The organism is Streptomyces viridiviolaceus (genome assembly GCF_014650995.1).
Taxonomy (GTDB): domain Bacteria; phylum Actinomycetota; class Actinomycetes; order Streptomycetales; family Streptomycetaceae; genus Streptomyces; species Streptomyces viridiviolaceus.
Map to the genome: position 1 here is coordinate 24,905 of NZ_BMWA01000027.1, position 13,471 is coordinate 38,375.

13 protein-coding genes are annotated in these 13,471 nt (G+C 72.4%); 9 read left to right on the top strand and 4 right to left on the bottom strand.

The window, feature by feature from the left end:
* Positions 1–79: 79 nt before the first annotated feature.
* Positions 80–709 (top strand): riboflavin biosynthesis intermediates N-glycosidase, encoded by a 630-nt coding sequence (gene ybiA / locus IE260_RS31865; RefSeq protein WP_189878215.1) that lies wholly within the window; start codon positions 80–82, stop codon positions 707–709.
* A 22-nt stretch (positions 710–731) separates the two neighbouring features.
* Here ybiA and IE260_RS31870 read toward each other — a convergent pair whose 3' ends face one another.
* Entirely contained in the window at positions 732–1,226 is a 495-nt protein-coding gene (locus IE260_RS31870) for a DUF4190 domain-containing protein (protein ID WP_229881497.1), read from the bottom strand.
* Positions 1,227–1,903: 677 nt separating this feature from the next.
* On the opposite strand from IE260_RS31870, the gene IE260_RS31875 reads away from it, so the two are divergent.
* Together IE260_RS31875 and IE260_RS31880 are read left to right on the top strand one after the other, a co-directional pair.
* The gene (locus IE260_RS31875; protein WP_189878386.1) at positions 1,904–3,109 is read left to right on the top strand and encodes an adenosine deaminase; all 1,206 of its coding nucleotides are present in this window, start codon (positions 1,904–1,906) and stop codon (positions 3,107–3,109) included.
* On the top strand, positions 3,106–3,876 hold the full coding sequence (locus tag IE260_RS31880; protein ID WP_189878217.1) for a glycerophosphodiester phosphodiesterase: 771 nt from the start codon (positions 3,106–3,108) through the stop codon (positions 3,874–3,876). Before IE260_RS31875 ends, IE260_RS31880 begins: the two co-directional genes overlap by 4 nt.
* A gap of 89 nt (positions 3,877–3,965) precedes the next feature.
* Here IE260_RS31880 and IE260_RS31885 read toward each other — a convergent pair whose 3' ends face one another.
* The 3 genes from IE260_RS31885 to IE260_RS31895 form a co-directional block, all read right to left on the bottom strand.
* A complete protein-coding gene (locus IE260_RS31885) occupies positions 3,966–4,529 on the bottom strand; it encodes an HXXEE domain-containing protein (RefSeq protein ID WP_189878219.1) in 564 nt (187 codons plus the stop codon).
* A gap of 13 nt (positions 4,530–4,542) precedes the next feature.
* Positions 4,543–5,733, bottom strand: coding sequence for an ABC transporter substrate-binding protein (locus IE260_RS31890; RefSeq protein ID WP_189878221.1), 1,191 nt, complete (start codon positions 5,731–5,733; stop codon positions 4,543–4,545).
* 189 nt (positions 5,734–5,922) lie between these two features.
* Positions 5,923–7,362 (bottom strand): gamma-aminobutyraldehyde dehydrogenase, encoded by a 1,440-nt coding sequence (locus IE260_RS31895; RefSeq protein WP_189878223.1) that lies wholly within the window; start codon positions 7,360–7,362, stop codon positions 5,923–5,925.
* A 165-nt stretch (positions 7,363–7,527) separates the two neighbouring features.
* On the opposite strand from IE260_RS31895, the gene IE260_RS31900 reads away from it, so the two are divergent.
* From IE260_RS31900 to IE260_RS31925, 6 genes are all read left to right on the top strand, one after another.
* Positions 7,528–8,043, top strand: a complete 516-nt coding sequence (locus tag IE260_RS31900; protein WP_100044578.1) for an Lrp/AsnC family transcriptional regulator — start codon at positions 7,528–7,530, stop codon at positions 8,041–8,043.
* Between the two features lie 2 nt (positions 8,044–8,045).
* Complete coding sequence (locus IE260_RS31905; RefSeq protein ID WP_189878225.1) at positions 8,046–9,419, top strand: aspartate aminotransferase family protein; 1,374 nt, start codon at positions 8,046–8,048, stop codon at positions 9,417–9,419.
* A gap of 224 nt (positions 9,420–9,643) precedes the next feature.
* The gene (locus tag IE260_RS31910; protein ID WP_189878227.1) at positions 9,644–10,393 is read left to right on the top strand and encodes an ABC transporter ATP-binding protein; all 750 of its coding nucleotides are present in this window, start codon (positions 9,644–9,646) and stop codon (positions 10,391–10,393) included.
* Positions 10,375–11,751, top strand: coding sequence for a hypothetical protein (locus IE260_RS31915; RefSeq protein WP_189878229.1), 1,377 nt, complete (start codon positions 10,375–10,377; stop codon positions 11,749–11,751). Before IE260_RS31910 ends, IE260_RS31915 begins: the two co-directional genes overlap by 19 nt.
* Positions 11,752–11,869: 118 nt before the next feature.
* Positions 11,870–12,277 carry a VOC family protein gene (locus tag IE260_RS31920; protein WP_189878231.1) on the top strand — a complete coding sequence of 136 codons (408 nt, stop codon included), beginning with the start codon at positions 11,870–11,872 and terminating at the stop codon, positions 12,275–12,277.
* Positions 12,278–12,303: 26 nt separating this feature from the next.
* A complete protein-coding gene (locus tag IE260_RS31925) occupies positions 12,304–13,434 on the top strand; it encodes an LOG family protein (protein WP_189878233.1) in 1,131 nt (376 codons plus the stop codon).
* Positions 13,435–13,471 lie beyond the last annotated feature (37 nt).

Here is a 13,471-nt window from a genome sequence, read left to right on the forward strand (position 1 = left end):
CGGAATCTGTCGACCAGGTGTCGAGTCGCCACGGAAAAGGACGGACGGAGTGTCAGTGGCGCGTGCCAGACTCGCGTGCATGGAGAAGACCACGGGGGCGGCGGTGGGGATCATCGACAGCAGGGAGGCCCTGGTCAGGCAGGTCCGGTCGGGGGCCGGGCCGAGGATCAAGTACCTGTTCTTCTGGGGACACAGGCCGCGACCGGACGGCCGGATCGGCCCGAGTTGTCTCAGCCAGTGGTGGCCGTCGCCCTTCACCGTGGACGGGGTGGAGTACGCGACCGCCGAGCACTGGATGATGGCGGCCAAGGCCCGGCTGTTCGAGGACGCGGAGGCCGAGCGGCGGGTGCTGGCCGCGGGGCACCCCGCCGAGGCCAAGAAGGCGGGGCGGCTGGTGCGCGGCTTCGACGAGGCGGTGTGGGAGCGGGAGCGGTTCCGGATCGTCGTCGAGGGCAGCGTCCACAAGTTCGCGGCGGACCCGGCGCTGCGCGAGTTCTTGCTGGGAACCGGCGAGCGAAGCGAGACGGGGGTCCCCTCGGCCGAAGGCTGGGGGAGAGTGCTGGTGGAGGCGAGCCCGGTGGACCGCGTGTGGGGGATCGGGCTGGCCGCCGACGACGAGGCTGCGGCGGATCCGGAGCGGTGGCGGGGGCTGAACCTGCTGGGGTTCGCGCTGATGGAGGCGCGCAGACGACTGCGCACCGCACACTGAAGGTCCCGTCCGCCCGCGCGGCCTACGAGGTGGCGATCACCAGCACGCCGAAGCCGATGCCGAGTGCGATGCCGGCGGCTCCACAGATGATGCCGGCCAGGGCCTGACCCGGGTTGGTGGCCTCGCCGCGACGGGCCTTGCCGCGGCCGATCGCGCCGAAGACGACGCCCAGGATGCCGGCGATGATCGCGAGCGGCCACAGACAGAAGCCGACGGCCGCGACGATGCCGAGCACGAGTCCGGCCGTGCCGAGCCCGTTGCTCGGCATCGGCGCCATGCCGGGCCAGCCGTAGTAGCCCTGCGGACCCACGTGCCCGGGCGGGCCCGGGTGGCCGTAGCCGCCCGGGTAGCCGTAGGGGACCTGACCGGGGCCGTCGGGGGCGATGGGGGGCGGCGGGACGGGCTGCTCCTGGGCGTACCCGCCCGGCGCGCCGGGCGCCGCGAACGGCCCGGCCATGCCGCCCACGGCGGGTGTCGAGGTGCCCGGCGGGGCGAAGGGATCGGCGTGACGGCCCACCGACGCCGCACCACTCGGCGGAGCGAACGGAACACCCGGACCGGCCCCCGACACCCCACCACCCGGCGAAGCGAACGGAACACCCGGACCAGCCCCCGGCACCCCACCACCCGGCGAAGCGAACGGATCGGCCGGGCCGTCGGTCGGTGCCGTGGCGGGGGGTGGGGTGGACGGGTTCGTCCACGGGCGGGACGGTGATGTGGGCGCCGGTGCGGGGGCCGGTGCCGGAGGCTGGGTGCCGGCCATGCCGGGCAGGGACGTCACTGTCTGCTGGTCGTGGAGGGACGGCGCGGACCACGGGGCCGGCCCGCCCGAGGCCGTCGTGGTCCCCGGGCCGCCGGGCGCCGGCGCCGCACCGTCCGCCGGCGGCGCCCACGGGTCGGAGCCGGGGCGGAGTCCGGCGGCTCTTCCGAGGTCGCCGGGAGCATCCCGCTCCGGGTCCTGGTCGTCACTCGGCGGATCGGCGGGCCCGTCCGTCGCGCCCCGCTCGTCGAACACCACCCGGGGAACCGCGTCCTCGACGTCCCCGCGCGCCCCGCCGGACGGCGCGGCCCACGCGTCGCCGACGGCGCCGCCGGCGGGAGCCGGACGGGAGGCCGCGTCGGTTCCCGGCGAGTCCGGCGGCTGCGCATCGGAGTGCGACGGCTGCGCGTCGTCGGACATGCGCGGGATCCCCTCTGTCGAACGTCCGGTCATGCTACGGCCCGTCCCCGTCCGGCAGCGGCCCGGCCTACGATGATCCCGAGTCACCGATCAGCCGATCACCCGCGTCCCGCCCGGCCTCTCGCGCCCCGGGACGCCGTTCCGGGGAGGAACCCTTGACCGAGCACCTCGTCGACCCCGACGTCCCGCGCGACCTGCACGCCTTCATCGCCGGGCTGCCCAAGGCCGAACTGCACGTCCACCACGTCGGCTCCGCCTCCCCGCGCATCGTCTCGGAACTGGCCGCCCGCCACCCCGACTCCATGGTCCCCACCGACCCCGAGGCCCTGGTCGACTACTTCACGTTCACGGACTTCGCGCACTTCATCCAGGTGTACCTGTCCGTCGTGGACCTCATCCGCACCCCGGAGGACGTTCGGCTGCTGACGTACGAGGTGGCCCGGGACATGGCCCGGCAGCAGGTGCGGTACGCCGAACTGACCATCACCCCGTACTCCTCCACGCGCCGCGGCATCGACGAGCGGGCCTTCATGGACGCCATCGAGGACGCGCGCAAGACCGCCGAGGCCGACTTCGGGACCGTCCTGCGCTGGTGCTTCGACATTCCCGGCGAGGCCGGTCTGGAGTCCGCGGAGGAGACGGCGCGGCTCGCCACCGACGACCGGCTGCGGCCGGAGGGGCTGGTCTCCTTCGGGCTCGGCGGGCCCGAGATCGGCGTGGCGCGGCCGCAGTTCAAGCCGTACTTCGACCGGGCGATCGCCGCGGGCCTGCACTCGGTGCCGCACGCCGGCGAGACCACGGGTCCGCAGACCGTGTGGGACGCGCTCACCCACCTGCGCGCCGAGCGCATCGGGCACGGCACCAGCTCCGCGCAGGACCCGAAGCTGCTCGCACACCTCGCGGAGCGGCGGATCCCGCTGGAGGTGTGCCCGACCTCGAACATCGCCACGCGGGCGGTGCGCACGCTGGACGAGCACCCGATCAAGGAGTTCACGCGCGCCGGGGTCCTGGTGACCATCAACTCCGACGACCCGCCGATGTTCGGCACCGACCTCAACAACGAGTACGCGGTCGCCGCCCGGCTCCTCGGCCTCGACGAGCGGGGGCTCGCCGACCTGGCGAAGAACGCGGTCGAGGCGGCCTTCCTGGACGAGCCGGGCAAGGCCAGGATCAGGGACGAGATCGACACGTACACCTCGTCCTGGCTCGCCGCCTCATGAGCGCCCCACGTCAGGTGACCGCCGTCGCCCACCGCGGCGACCCCTACCTCTTCCGCGAGAACACGCTCGACTCGCTGCGCTCCGCGCTCCGCCGCGGCGCGGACGCGGTCGAGGTCGACGTACGGCTGACCCGGGACGGGGTGCCCGTGCTGCTCCACGACGCGACGCTGAAGCGGCTGTGGGAGCAGGACCGGCCGCTGCTCTCGCTGTCGGCCGAGGAGGTGCGCGGGCTGACGGCGGGCAGGGTGCCGACGCTGGCCCAGGCGCTCGCGGCGACCGACGGGAGCCGGGTGATGCTCGACCTGCCCGGCATGCCGGACGTGCGGGCGGCCCGCCGGGTCGTGGACGTCGTACGCGAGTGCGGGGCGCAGGACCGCGTGTACTACTGCGCGGGCGCCCCCGCCATGCTCGCGGTGCGCGCGGCCGACCCGGCCGCCGAGATCGCGCTGACCTGGACGACGCTGGCACCGCCCAGGCCCGCGCTGCTGGCTGCGGTCCGCCCGCGCTGGCTCAACTACCGGTTCGGGCTGGTGGACCGGGCGCTGGCCGAGCGCGTCCACCGTGACGGCCACCTGCTGTCCGTCTGGACCCCTGACACCCGCCGCACGATGCGCCGCCTCCTCGCCCTGGGCGTCGACTCGATCACGACGAACCGCATCGAGACGCTGTGCGCGCTGCGCGGGGCGTCCCGGCGTGGGACCGCCGGGGCCTTGGGGCGCGGCGACGAGGCGGCGAAGACGCGGGAGCACGACCCGCAGGGCCGCTGACGCCCGCAGGGGCGGACTTGCGTTTCCGCCCCTGCGCTCCCCTGCCGGAGGAGACGTTCACGCCCCCGCCGGCACTCGTGCGGCCTCGTTCAGCGCCGGGCCCCGGCGTTGCGGCCGGCTCCGACGACCCGCCTCGCCACCGCGTGCGAAACGGTCGTGGCGGCGCCCGCCAGGCCCAGCGCGAGGGCGACGTCGCGCGGGCGGGCCGGGCGGAGCACGCCGGCGCGGCGCAGCCGGTGGCGGGCCCACAGGGTGAACGGGACGACCACCAGCGGCGAGGTCGCGGCACCGGGCGTGTAGCCGCGGAGGAGCCCCGCCTGGGCGAGGTGCACCAGGCCGTGCAGGCCGAAGGCGTCGAGGGCGGTCTGGTACGCGGAGGACCGGCCGCCGGTCAGCCGTCCCGCGGCGGCCGCGGACGCCACGACGGCGGCCATCACCCCCACGGCGACCGTGAACTCCCGCGCGTCGACGGCCTCGGCCCGCCGCCACACGGCCTCCGGCACGAGAGGGAACCTCTCCCTCAGGACCGGCACGTTGCGCCGCAGCCAGCCCGGCAGGGCCACCAGTTCCTCCGCGTCGTGCAGGGCCCAGGCCGCGAGCAGTCCGAGAGTGACCGCCCCTCCGACCGCTTCATCACCCGATGAATTGATCATGCCGGTCAGTCTGCTACAGCCCCACGATGGCGTTCCACCGCTTCGCGAACTCTGCCCGCTCCTCCGACCCGATGTCCCGCGCGATGGCGAGCCGCGCCCGCATCGCCGCGTCCGGGAAGATCAGCGGGTCCTCGGCCAGGGCGGCCGTCTCCTCGTCCTTGGCGGAGGCGAGCACGTCCTGCGCGGCCGGGACGGGGCAGACGTAGTTCACCCAGGCGGCCAGCTCCGCGGCCACCTCGGGCTCGTAGTAGTGGTCGATCAGCTCTTCGGCGTTGCCCTTGTGGCGGGCCAGGTTCGGGATCATCAGCGACTCCGCCCACAGCTCGGCGCCCTCCTCCGGGACGACGAACTCGATGTCCGGGTCGTCGGCCTGGAGCTGGATGACGTCACCGGAGTACGCCTGACACGCCAGGACGTCCCCGCTGGAGAGGTCCTTGATGTAGTCGTTGCCGGTGAAGCGGCGGATCTGCCCCTTGTCCACCTGCTTCTGCACCCGGTCGCACACCCGGTGGAAGTCGTCCGCCGTCCAGGCGGTGATGTCCACGCCGTCGCCCAGCATCAGCAGCGCGAACGCCTCGTCCAGCCCGGAGAGCAGGGTCACCCGGCCCTTGAGGTCGCTCGCCCACAGGTCCGAGACGTGCCGGATCTCCCGGCCCAGCCGACGCCGGTTGTACGCGATGCCGGTGATGCCCGACTGCCACGGCACGGTGAACTTCCGTCCCGGGTCGAAGGCGGGGGAACGCAGCAGCGGGTCGAGGTACTTGGTGACGTTCGGCTGACGGGAGCGGTCCATCTCCTGCACCCAGCCGAGCCGGACGAACCGCCCGCACATCCAGTCGCTGATGACGATCAGATCGCGGTCCGTGGGCTGGTGGTTCATCAGGGCCGGGCTGATCTTGCCGAAGAACTCGTCGTTGTCGTTGATCTCCTCGACGTAGGCGACGGAGACGCCGGTCCGCTCCTCGAACGCCTCCAGCGTGGGCCGCCGACCGGGGTTCTCGTCGTCGGTGTCGATGTACAGCGGCCAGTTCGCCCAGGTCAGACGTCGTTCGGTGGCGGACAGGTCGGTCGCGGCGCGGTCGCCCGGTGCGACGTACGCGGCCGGCACACCGCAGCCGGCCAGCGCGCCGAACGCGGCGGAACCGCCCAGCGTCCGCAGCAGGGTCCGACGGGAGATCGAGGGCGTCTTCGAAGACAGGGGCATGGCCGCAGGATGCCGCGCCCGTCGTCCGGGGAACAATCGACGCTGCGTCGAGCGCCTCCGCCCAGGCCCGACAGCCTGTCGACCAGGGCGAGTTCGCAGTACGCCGTGCCGCCCCGGACGACAGCGCGGCCCCGGACGGGAAGCATCCCGCCCGGGGCCGGACGATCACCTGGCCGAACCGCCGGAGGCCTACGCGTCCAGGGACGTCATCACGTGCTTGATCCGCGTGTAGTCGTCGAAGCCGTAGGCCGACAGGTCCTTGCCGTAGCCGGACTTCTTGAAGCCGCCGTGCGGCATCTCGGCGACCAGCGGGATGTGGGTGTTGATCCACACGCAGCCGAAGTCGAGCTTCTTGGACATCCGCATGGCGCGGCCGTGGTCCTTCGTCCACACCGAGGAGGCCAGCGCGTAGTCGACGCCGTTGGCCCACTCCACCGCCTGCTCCTCGTCGCGGAAGGACTGGACGGTGATGACCGGGCCGAAGACCTCGTTCTGGACGATCTCGTCGTCCTGCTTCAGGCCCGAGACGACGGTCGGGGCGTAGAAGTAGCCCTTGTCGCCGACCTGGTGACCGCCGGCCTCGACCTTGGCGTGCGCGGGCAGGCGCTCGATGAAGCCGGAGACCTGCTTGAGCTGGTTGGGGTTGTTCAGCGGACCGTAGAGCACGTCCTCGTCGTCCGGCTGGCCGGTCTTGGTCTCGGACGCGGCCTTGGCGAGCGCGGAGACGAACTCGTCGTGGATCGACTCGTGGACGAGCACGCGGGTGGCCGCCGTGCAGTCCTGGCCGGCGTTGAAGAAGCCCGCCGTCGAGATGTCCTCGACGGCCTTGGCGATGTCGGTGTCCTCGAAGACCACGACCGGGGCCTTGCCGCCCAGCTCCAGGTGGACGCGCTTGAGGTCCTTCGACGCCGACTCGGCGACCGACATGCCGGCCCGCACGGAGCCGGTGATGGAGGCCATCGCCGGGGTCGGGTGCTCGACCATCAGGCGGCCGGTCTCCCGGTCGCCGCAGATGACGTTGAAGACGCCCTTGGGCAGGACCGAGCCGATGATCTCCGCGATCAGGACCGTGGAGGCGGGGGTGGTGTCCGAGGGCTTCAGGACGACCGTGTTGCCCGCCGCGAGCGCGGGGGCGAACTTCCACACGGCCATCATCATCGGGTAGTTCCACGGCGCGACCTGCGCGCAGACGCCGATCGGCTCGCGGCGGATCATGGAGGTCAGGCCCTCCATGTACTCGCCGGCGCTCCGCCCCTCCAGCATCCGGGCCGCGCCCGCGAAGAAGCGGATCTGGTCGACCATCGGCGGGATCTCCTCGGAGCGGGTCAGCCCGATCGGCTTGCCCGTGTTCTCCACCTCGGCGGCGATCAGCTCCTCGGCACGCTCCTCGAACGCGTCCGCGATCTTCAGGAGGGCCTTCTGCCGCTCGGCGGGGGTGGTGTCGCGCCAGGCCGGGAAGGCGGCCGCGGCGGCCGCCATGGCGGCGTCCACGTCCGCCTGCCCGGACAGGGGAGCCGTCGCGTACGCCTCGCCCGTGGCGGGGTTGACCACTTCGGTGGTCCGTCCGTCGGCGGCGTCCCGGAACTCACCGTCGATGTAGTTGCGCAGACGACGCAGCTCGGTGCTCACTGCCGGCCCTCCAAGTTCGGGTGTCCAATCACTGAGACACCCACCCTAGACGGAGAGCCGACGTTTTCAACACCCCCGGTCGCCTCTGGATTGCGAAATCCGCAGGCTCAGGCGATCTAGACAACGAATTTCATCGATCCGGCCTTGCAAAACTGTCGATACGTCGTGCACAGTGAAGCCGTGGCCAGTCGAAGCGCAGACCAGAGGGACTCCCGCGAGTCCAGGAACGGCGGTCCCCAGTTGGACGCCGTCTCCCTCGCCATCATCGAACAGCTCCAGGAGGACGGCCGCCGGCCGTACGCCGCCATCGGCAAGGCCGTGGGCCTGTCGGAGGCGGCCGTGCGCCAGCGCGTCCAGAAGCTGCTCGACCAGGGCGTGATGCAGATCGTCGCCGTGACGGACCCGCTCACCGTGGGCTTCCGCCGCCAGGCGATGGTCGGTGTCAACGTCGAGGGCGACGTGGAGTCCGTCGCCGACGCGCTGACGGCCATGTCCGAATGCGAGTACGTGGTGATGACCGCAGGCTCCTTCGACCTGATGGTGGAGGTCGTCTGCGAGGACGACGACCACCTCCTGGACGTCATCAACAAACGCATCCGGGCCGTCCCCGGAGTGCGCTCCACCGAGAGCTTCGTCTACCTCAAGCTCAAGAAGCAGACCTATATGTGGGGAACCCGATAATCGTGAGCACCGACAGCCCCAAGGACCTCAGCAGGACCGCGTACGACCACTTGTGGATGCACTTCACCCGCATGTCGTCGTACGAGAACGCCCCCGTCCCCACCATCGTCCGCGGTGAGGGCACCCACATCTACGACGACAAGGGCAAGCGCTACCTCGACGGCCTCGCGGGCCTGTTCGTGGTCCAGGCCGGACACGGCCGCACGGAGCTGGCCGAGACCGCCCTGAAGCAGGCGCAGGAGCTCGCCTTCTTCCCGGTGTGGTCCTACGCCCACCCGAAGGCCGTCGAGCTGGCCGAGCGCCTCGCCAACGAGGCCCCCGGCGACCTCAACAAGGTCTTCTTCACCACTGGCGGCGGCGAGGCGGTCGAGACCGCCTGGAAGCTGGCCAAGCAGTACTTCAAGCTGACCGGCAAGCCGACCAAGTACAAGGTCATCTCCCGCGCGGTCGCCTACCACGGCACCCCGCAGGGCGCCCTGTCCATCACCGGTCTGCCGGGCCTGAAGGCCCCGTTCGAGCCGCTGGTCCCGGGCGCGCACAAGGTCCCGAACACCAACATCTACCGCGCCCCGATCTACGGCGACGACCCCGAGGCCTTCGGCCGCTGGGCCGCCGACCAGATCGAGCAGCAGATCCTGTTCGAGGGCCCGGAGACGGTCGCGGCTGTCTTCCTGGAGCCCGTGCAGAACGCCGGCGGCTGCTTCCCGCCCCCGCCCGGCTACTTCCAGCGCGTGCGCGAGATCTGCGACCAGTACGACGTCCTGCTCGTCTCGGACGAGGTCATCTGCGCCTTCGGCCGCCTGGGCACGACGTTCGCCTGCGACAAGTTCGGCTACGTCCCGGACATGATCACCTGCGCCAAGGGCATGACCTCGGGCTACTCCCCGATCGGCGCCTGCATCGTCTCCGACCGCCTGGCCGAGCCGTTCTACAAGGGCGACAACACCTTCCTGCACGGCTACACCTTCGGCGGCCACCCGGTCTCCGCCGCGGTCGGCATCGCCAACCTCGACCTGTTCGAGCGCGAGGGCCTCAACCAGCACGTGCTCGACAACGAGGGCAACTTCCGCGCCACCCTGGAGAAGCTGCTCGACCTGCCGATCGTCGGCGACGTCCGCGGCAACGGCTTCTTCTACGGTATCGAGCTGGTCAAGGACAAGAACACCAAGGAGTCCTTCACCGACGAGGAGACCGAGCGCGTCCTGTACGGCTTCCTCTCCAAGAAGCTCTTCGAGAACGGCCTGTACTGCCGGGCCGACGACCGTGGCGACCCGGTCATCCAGCTCGCCCCGCCGCTGATCTCCAACCAGGAGACCTTCGACGAGATCGAGCAGATCCTTCGCGCGACGCTGACGGAGGCGTGGACCAAGCTCTGATCCCGGTCCCGATCAGCTTTGCCGATCATCCTCAGAGATGATCGCCACCGGCCCCGGTGTCGTCCGTTCCAGTGAGAAACGGCGGCCCGGGGCCGCGTGCTGTCCGGCCTCCCGCGGCGGACTGCCTAGCGTGCCGAGTGACCGATCGGCCCTGCCTTCGTTCCCCCACGCGGGGGATTTCACGAACCACGCACGGCATTCTGATCTGAACCGAGGTGTACGCCATGGTCACCCCGCCGGACAACGACGTGCTCTGGGCACGTGCCCTGCACTTCCAGCACCGCGACGGAACCCCCGCGCTGAGCGGCGTCTCGCTCGAAGTCCGCGCGGGCGAGGTCCTCGCCGTGAGCGGCCCGCGCGGCAGCGGCAAGACGACCCTGCTCAAGTGCCTGTCCGGCCTGGTTCCGGTGCAGAGCGGCGAGGTCTGGTTCAACAGCGTGCCGGTGCACACCATGGGTTCGTTCGGCCGTGAGCGGCTGCGGCGAGACCGCTTCGGCTGGATCGACCCGGCTCCGGTGCTCGTCCCCGAGCTGAACGTCTGGGAGAACGCCGCCCTCCCGCTGATGCTGCGCGGCCTCGGCCGGCGCCAGGCCAGGACCACCGCCCTGGAGTGGCTCGAACGCCTCGACGTCGGCGACCGGGCCCGGCGGCGCCCGCACCAGCTCCAGCAGGCCGAGCGGCAGCGGGTCTGCATCGCCCGCGCGCTCGCCGTCGCCCCCTCGGTCCTGTTCGCCGACGAGCCGACGGCCCCCCTGCACCGCAGCGACCGCGCCCACGTCCTGCGGACGCTCACCACGGCGGCCCGTTCGCACGGCATCACGGTCCTCCTCGCCACCCACGACGCGGAGACCGCGGCCCTCGCCGACCGCACGGTGGCCCTGCTCGACGGGCGGCGGGTGAAGACCGTGCACCTCCCCCCGGTCTCCGAGACCGCCACGACGGAAGGCCGGGCGGCGTGCTCGCTCTCCGTCTGACCCGCGGCGCCCACCTCGCCGTCCACCTGCGCCGTCTGCTGGTCGCGGCGGCGTCGGCGGGCACGGGCTTCCTGCTGCTGTGCTCCCTCGGCCACGCGATGAACCATCCCGACGAGCCCGGCACCTCGGCCCTGCGCCTGGTCTGGTGCGCGGTCCCCGTCGCCGCCACCGCGTACCTGGCCGTCGCCGTGGCCCGTACCGACCCGGCCACCCGTCCACGCCCCGGACTGTCGGCGATCGGCCTCGGCCCCGGCCGGCTGATGGCCGTCTCGGCGGCCACCACGGCCCTGTCCGGCGCGCTCGGCTCGCTGCTGGCCCTGCTGCTCTTCCTCCATCTGCGCGGCGACCCCGCGGGCACTCCCTTCGACGGCGCCGCCGCCGACGCCCTCGCCCCCGGCCGGTCCCTCCCCCTCCCGGCGGCCCTGACCCTGCTGGCGCTGGTGCCGGTGACGGCGTCGGCGGCGTCGGCCCTGGCCCTCCGGCCGAGGGAACCCCGGCCGGCCCGGGACCGCGCCGCGCGCGGGTACGGCCGCTTCGGGGCGTACGGCCCGGGCACGGCCCGCGAGACCTTCGGCGCCTACGGCCGCTTCGGCGCCCGTCTGAACCGGGCACCGTCCCCGACGGCCCCCGCCACCGACGCCCCCGCCCTCACCGACGACGACGCACAGTCCGCGAGCAGCCGCGCCGCGCCGGGCGGCGCACCGCACCCCGCGGCCTCGGCGGACGGCCCCCCGCAGACGCCGGACGCCCCCGACGACCACCCCGGGGCCCAGGGCGGCTCCGGCACCCTTCCCTGGGGCATCGCCGTACTGGCCGCGGGCCTCGCCGTGGAGACCTACGCGGGCCGCGCCACCGCCCCCACCTCCGACGCCCCGGCGGCAGGCGTCCTCGTCGGCTGGTCCCTGGCCACCGTCGGCCTCGCCCTGGCCGGCCCCGGCCTCACCCACCTGTGCGGCCGGCTCCTGCAGGCGGTCCGCCCCGGCGCTCTGCGTCTGCTGGCCGGCCGGGTCCTCATGGAGGAGGCGAGCCGCATCGGCCGCCCCCTGGGCGTGGTCTGCGCCGTGGCCTCGGCGGCCTACGCCGCGGCCGCCCTGTACGACGCCGGCGGAGGGTCGTTCGGCCCGCTGCGCACCCTCGGCGCACTCCTCGTGGCGGGCTGCGCGGTGGCCACCCTGCTCACCGCGGCCGTCGAGGCCAAACACGCCCGAGCCGACACGACGGCCACGCTGCTGCGGCTGGGGGCGCCACCGGTGATGCTGCGCAGCGCCGCCGCCCTGCGGGCCTGCGCACTGCTGGCCGTCTTCGGCCCGCTGACCCTGATCGTCGCCGAACTGGCGGCGCTCCCGCTGACGCGCTGACCGCCGGTCCACCGGCCCCGCAGAAATTTCTCGAAGAAATCCCCGGACCGGCGATGAGTTCCGCACCGCCCTCCCGTCTAACCCTCCGAACGCAACGACACCAACGGGAGAGGGCCCGATGTACCAGCAGATGATCTTCGTGAACCTGGCCACCAACGACCTCGACGCCTCGAAGAAGTTCTTCACGGAGCTCGGCTACGAGATCAACCCCCAGTTCAGCGACGAGACCGCCGCCTCGGTCGTCATCAGCGACACGATCGTCGCGATGCTGCTCACCCGGCAGAAGTACGCCGAGTTCACGAAGAAGGAGATCGTGGACTCGACGAAGTCCAGCGAGGTGCTGATCGCGCTGAGCGCCGAGAGCCGCGAGAAGGTCGACGAGCTGGTCGACAAGGCGATCGCGGCGGGCGGTTCGGCCAGCGGCGAGACCCAGGACCACGGCTTCATGTACGGTCGCGCCTTCGACGACCTCGACGGCCACACCTGGGAGGTCGCGTGGATGGACCCGGCGGCGATCGAGGGCTGAGAGGCACGCACGCCTAGCATGGGCGGGTGGATCCGACACCCGCCCAGCCCCAGTCCCACCACGCCTCCCACGACCGCGAGATCGAGAGCCTCGCCGAGTTCGACGAGGTCGTCTCCGCCCGCGGCACACTCGCCCACTACCGCGTCCAGGCCGTCGATCTGACGGCCCGTACGGACGCCCTGATGTCCGTGGACACCACGGGCTCCGTCTTCCTCGGCTGCCCCATGGACCCCGAGGCGGCGGCCCGGGTGCGTGCCGCGGGTGCCCTGGTGTTCCCGCCGATACCCGGCCTGCCCTTCGACCCGTACCGGGCACTCGTCTACTCCCCCGACGACCTGTACACCTCCCTCGACGAGGGCTACGAGGCGACGCCCGACGCCCTCGCGTACGCCTGGTTCCAGCAGACCAAGGCGGACGGGGACGTGTTCGCCTCCATGCTGCGCGCCATCCACGACGACGCCGTCTCGGACGCCGTGGACGAACTCCTCGCCGGCGCCCGGGTGGTGGGCGTCATGGGCGGCCACGCCATGGCCCGCGGCACCGATGCCTACGCGGGCGCCGCCCGTCTCGGCCGCGAACTGACCCGCGCCGGGTTCACGGTGGCCACCGGCGGCGGTCCGGGCGCCATGGAGGCGGCCAACCTGGGCGCGTACGCCGCCCCGTACGGCGACCGGATGCTGGATGAGGCGCTGCGCGTCCTCGCCAAGGCCCCGTCGTTCACGCCGTCGATCACCGACTGGGCGCGGGCCGCGTTCGAGGTGCGCGAGCGCTGGCCGCAGGGCGGTGCCTCGGTCGGCATCCCGACCTGGTTCTACGGGCACGAACCGCCCAACGCCTTCGCGGCGCACATCGCCAAGTACTTCGCCAACGCCACCCGCGAGGACGGCCTGTTGGCCCGCTCGAACGCGGGCGTGGTGTTCCTGCCGGGCGCCGCCGGCACCGTACAGGAGATCTTCGACAACGCGACGCCGAACTACTACGAGTCCCGGGGCGAGCCCACGCCCATGGTGCTCGTGGACCGGGCGCACTGGACGGAGCGGCTGCCGGCGTGGCCGCTGCTGACGTCGTTGGCCGCCGGGCGGCCGATGGAGCGCAGGGTCACGCTGGTCGACCGGATCGAGGAGGCTCCGGAGGCGTTGAAACGTCTCGGCGGTTAATAAGAGGGCAAAGCCAACTCCGTCGGCAGGCATATGC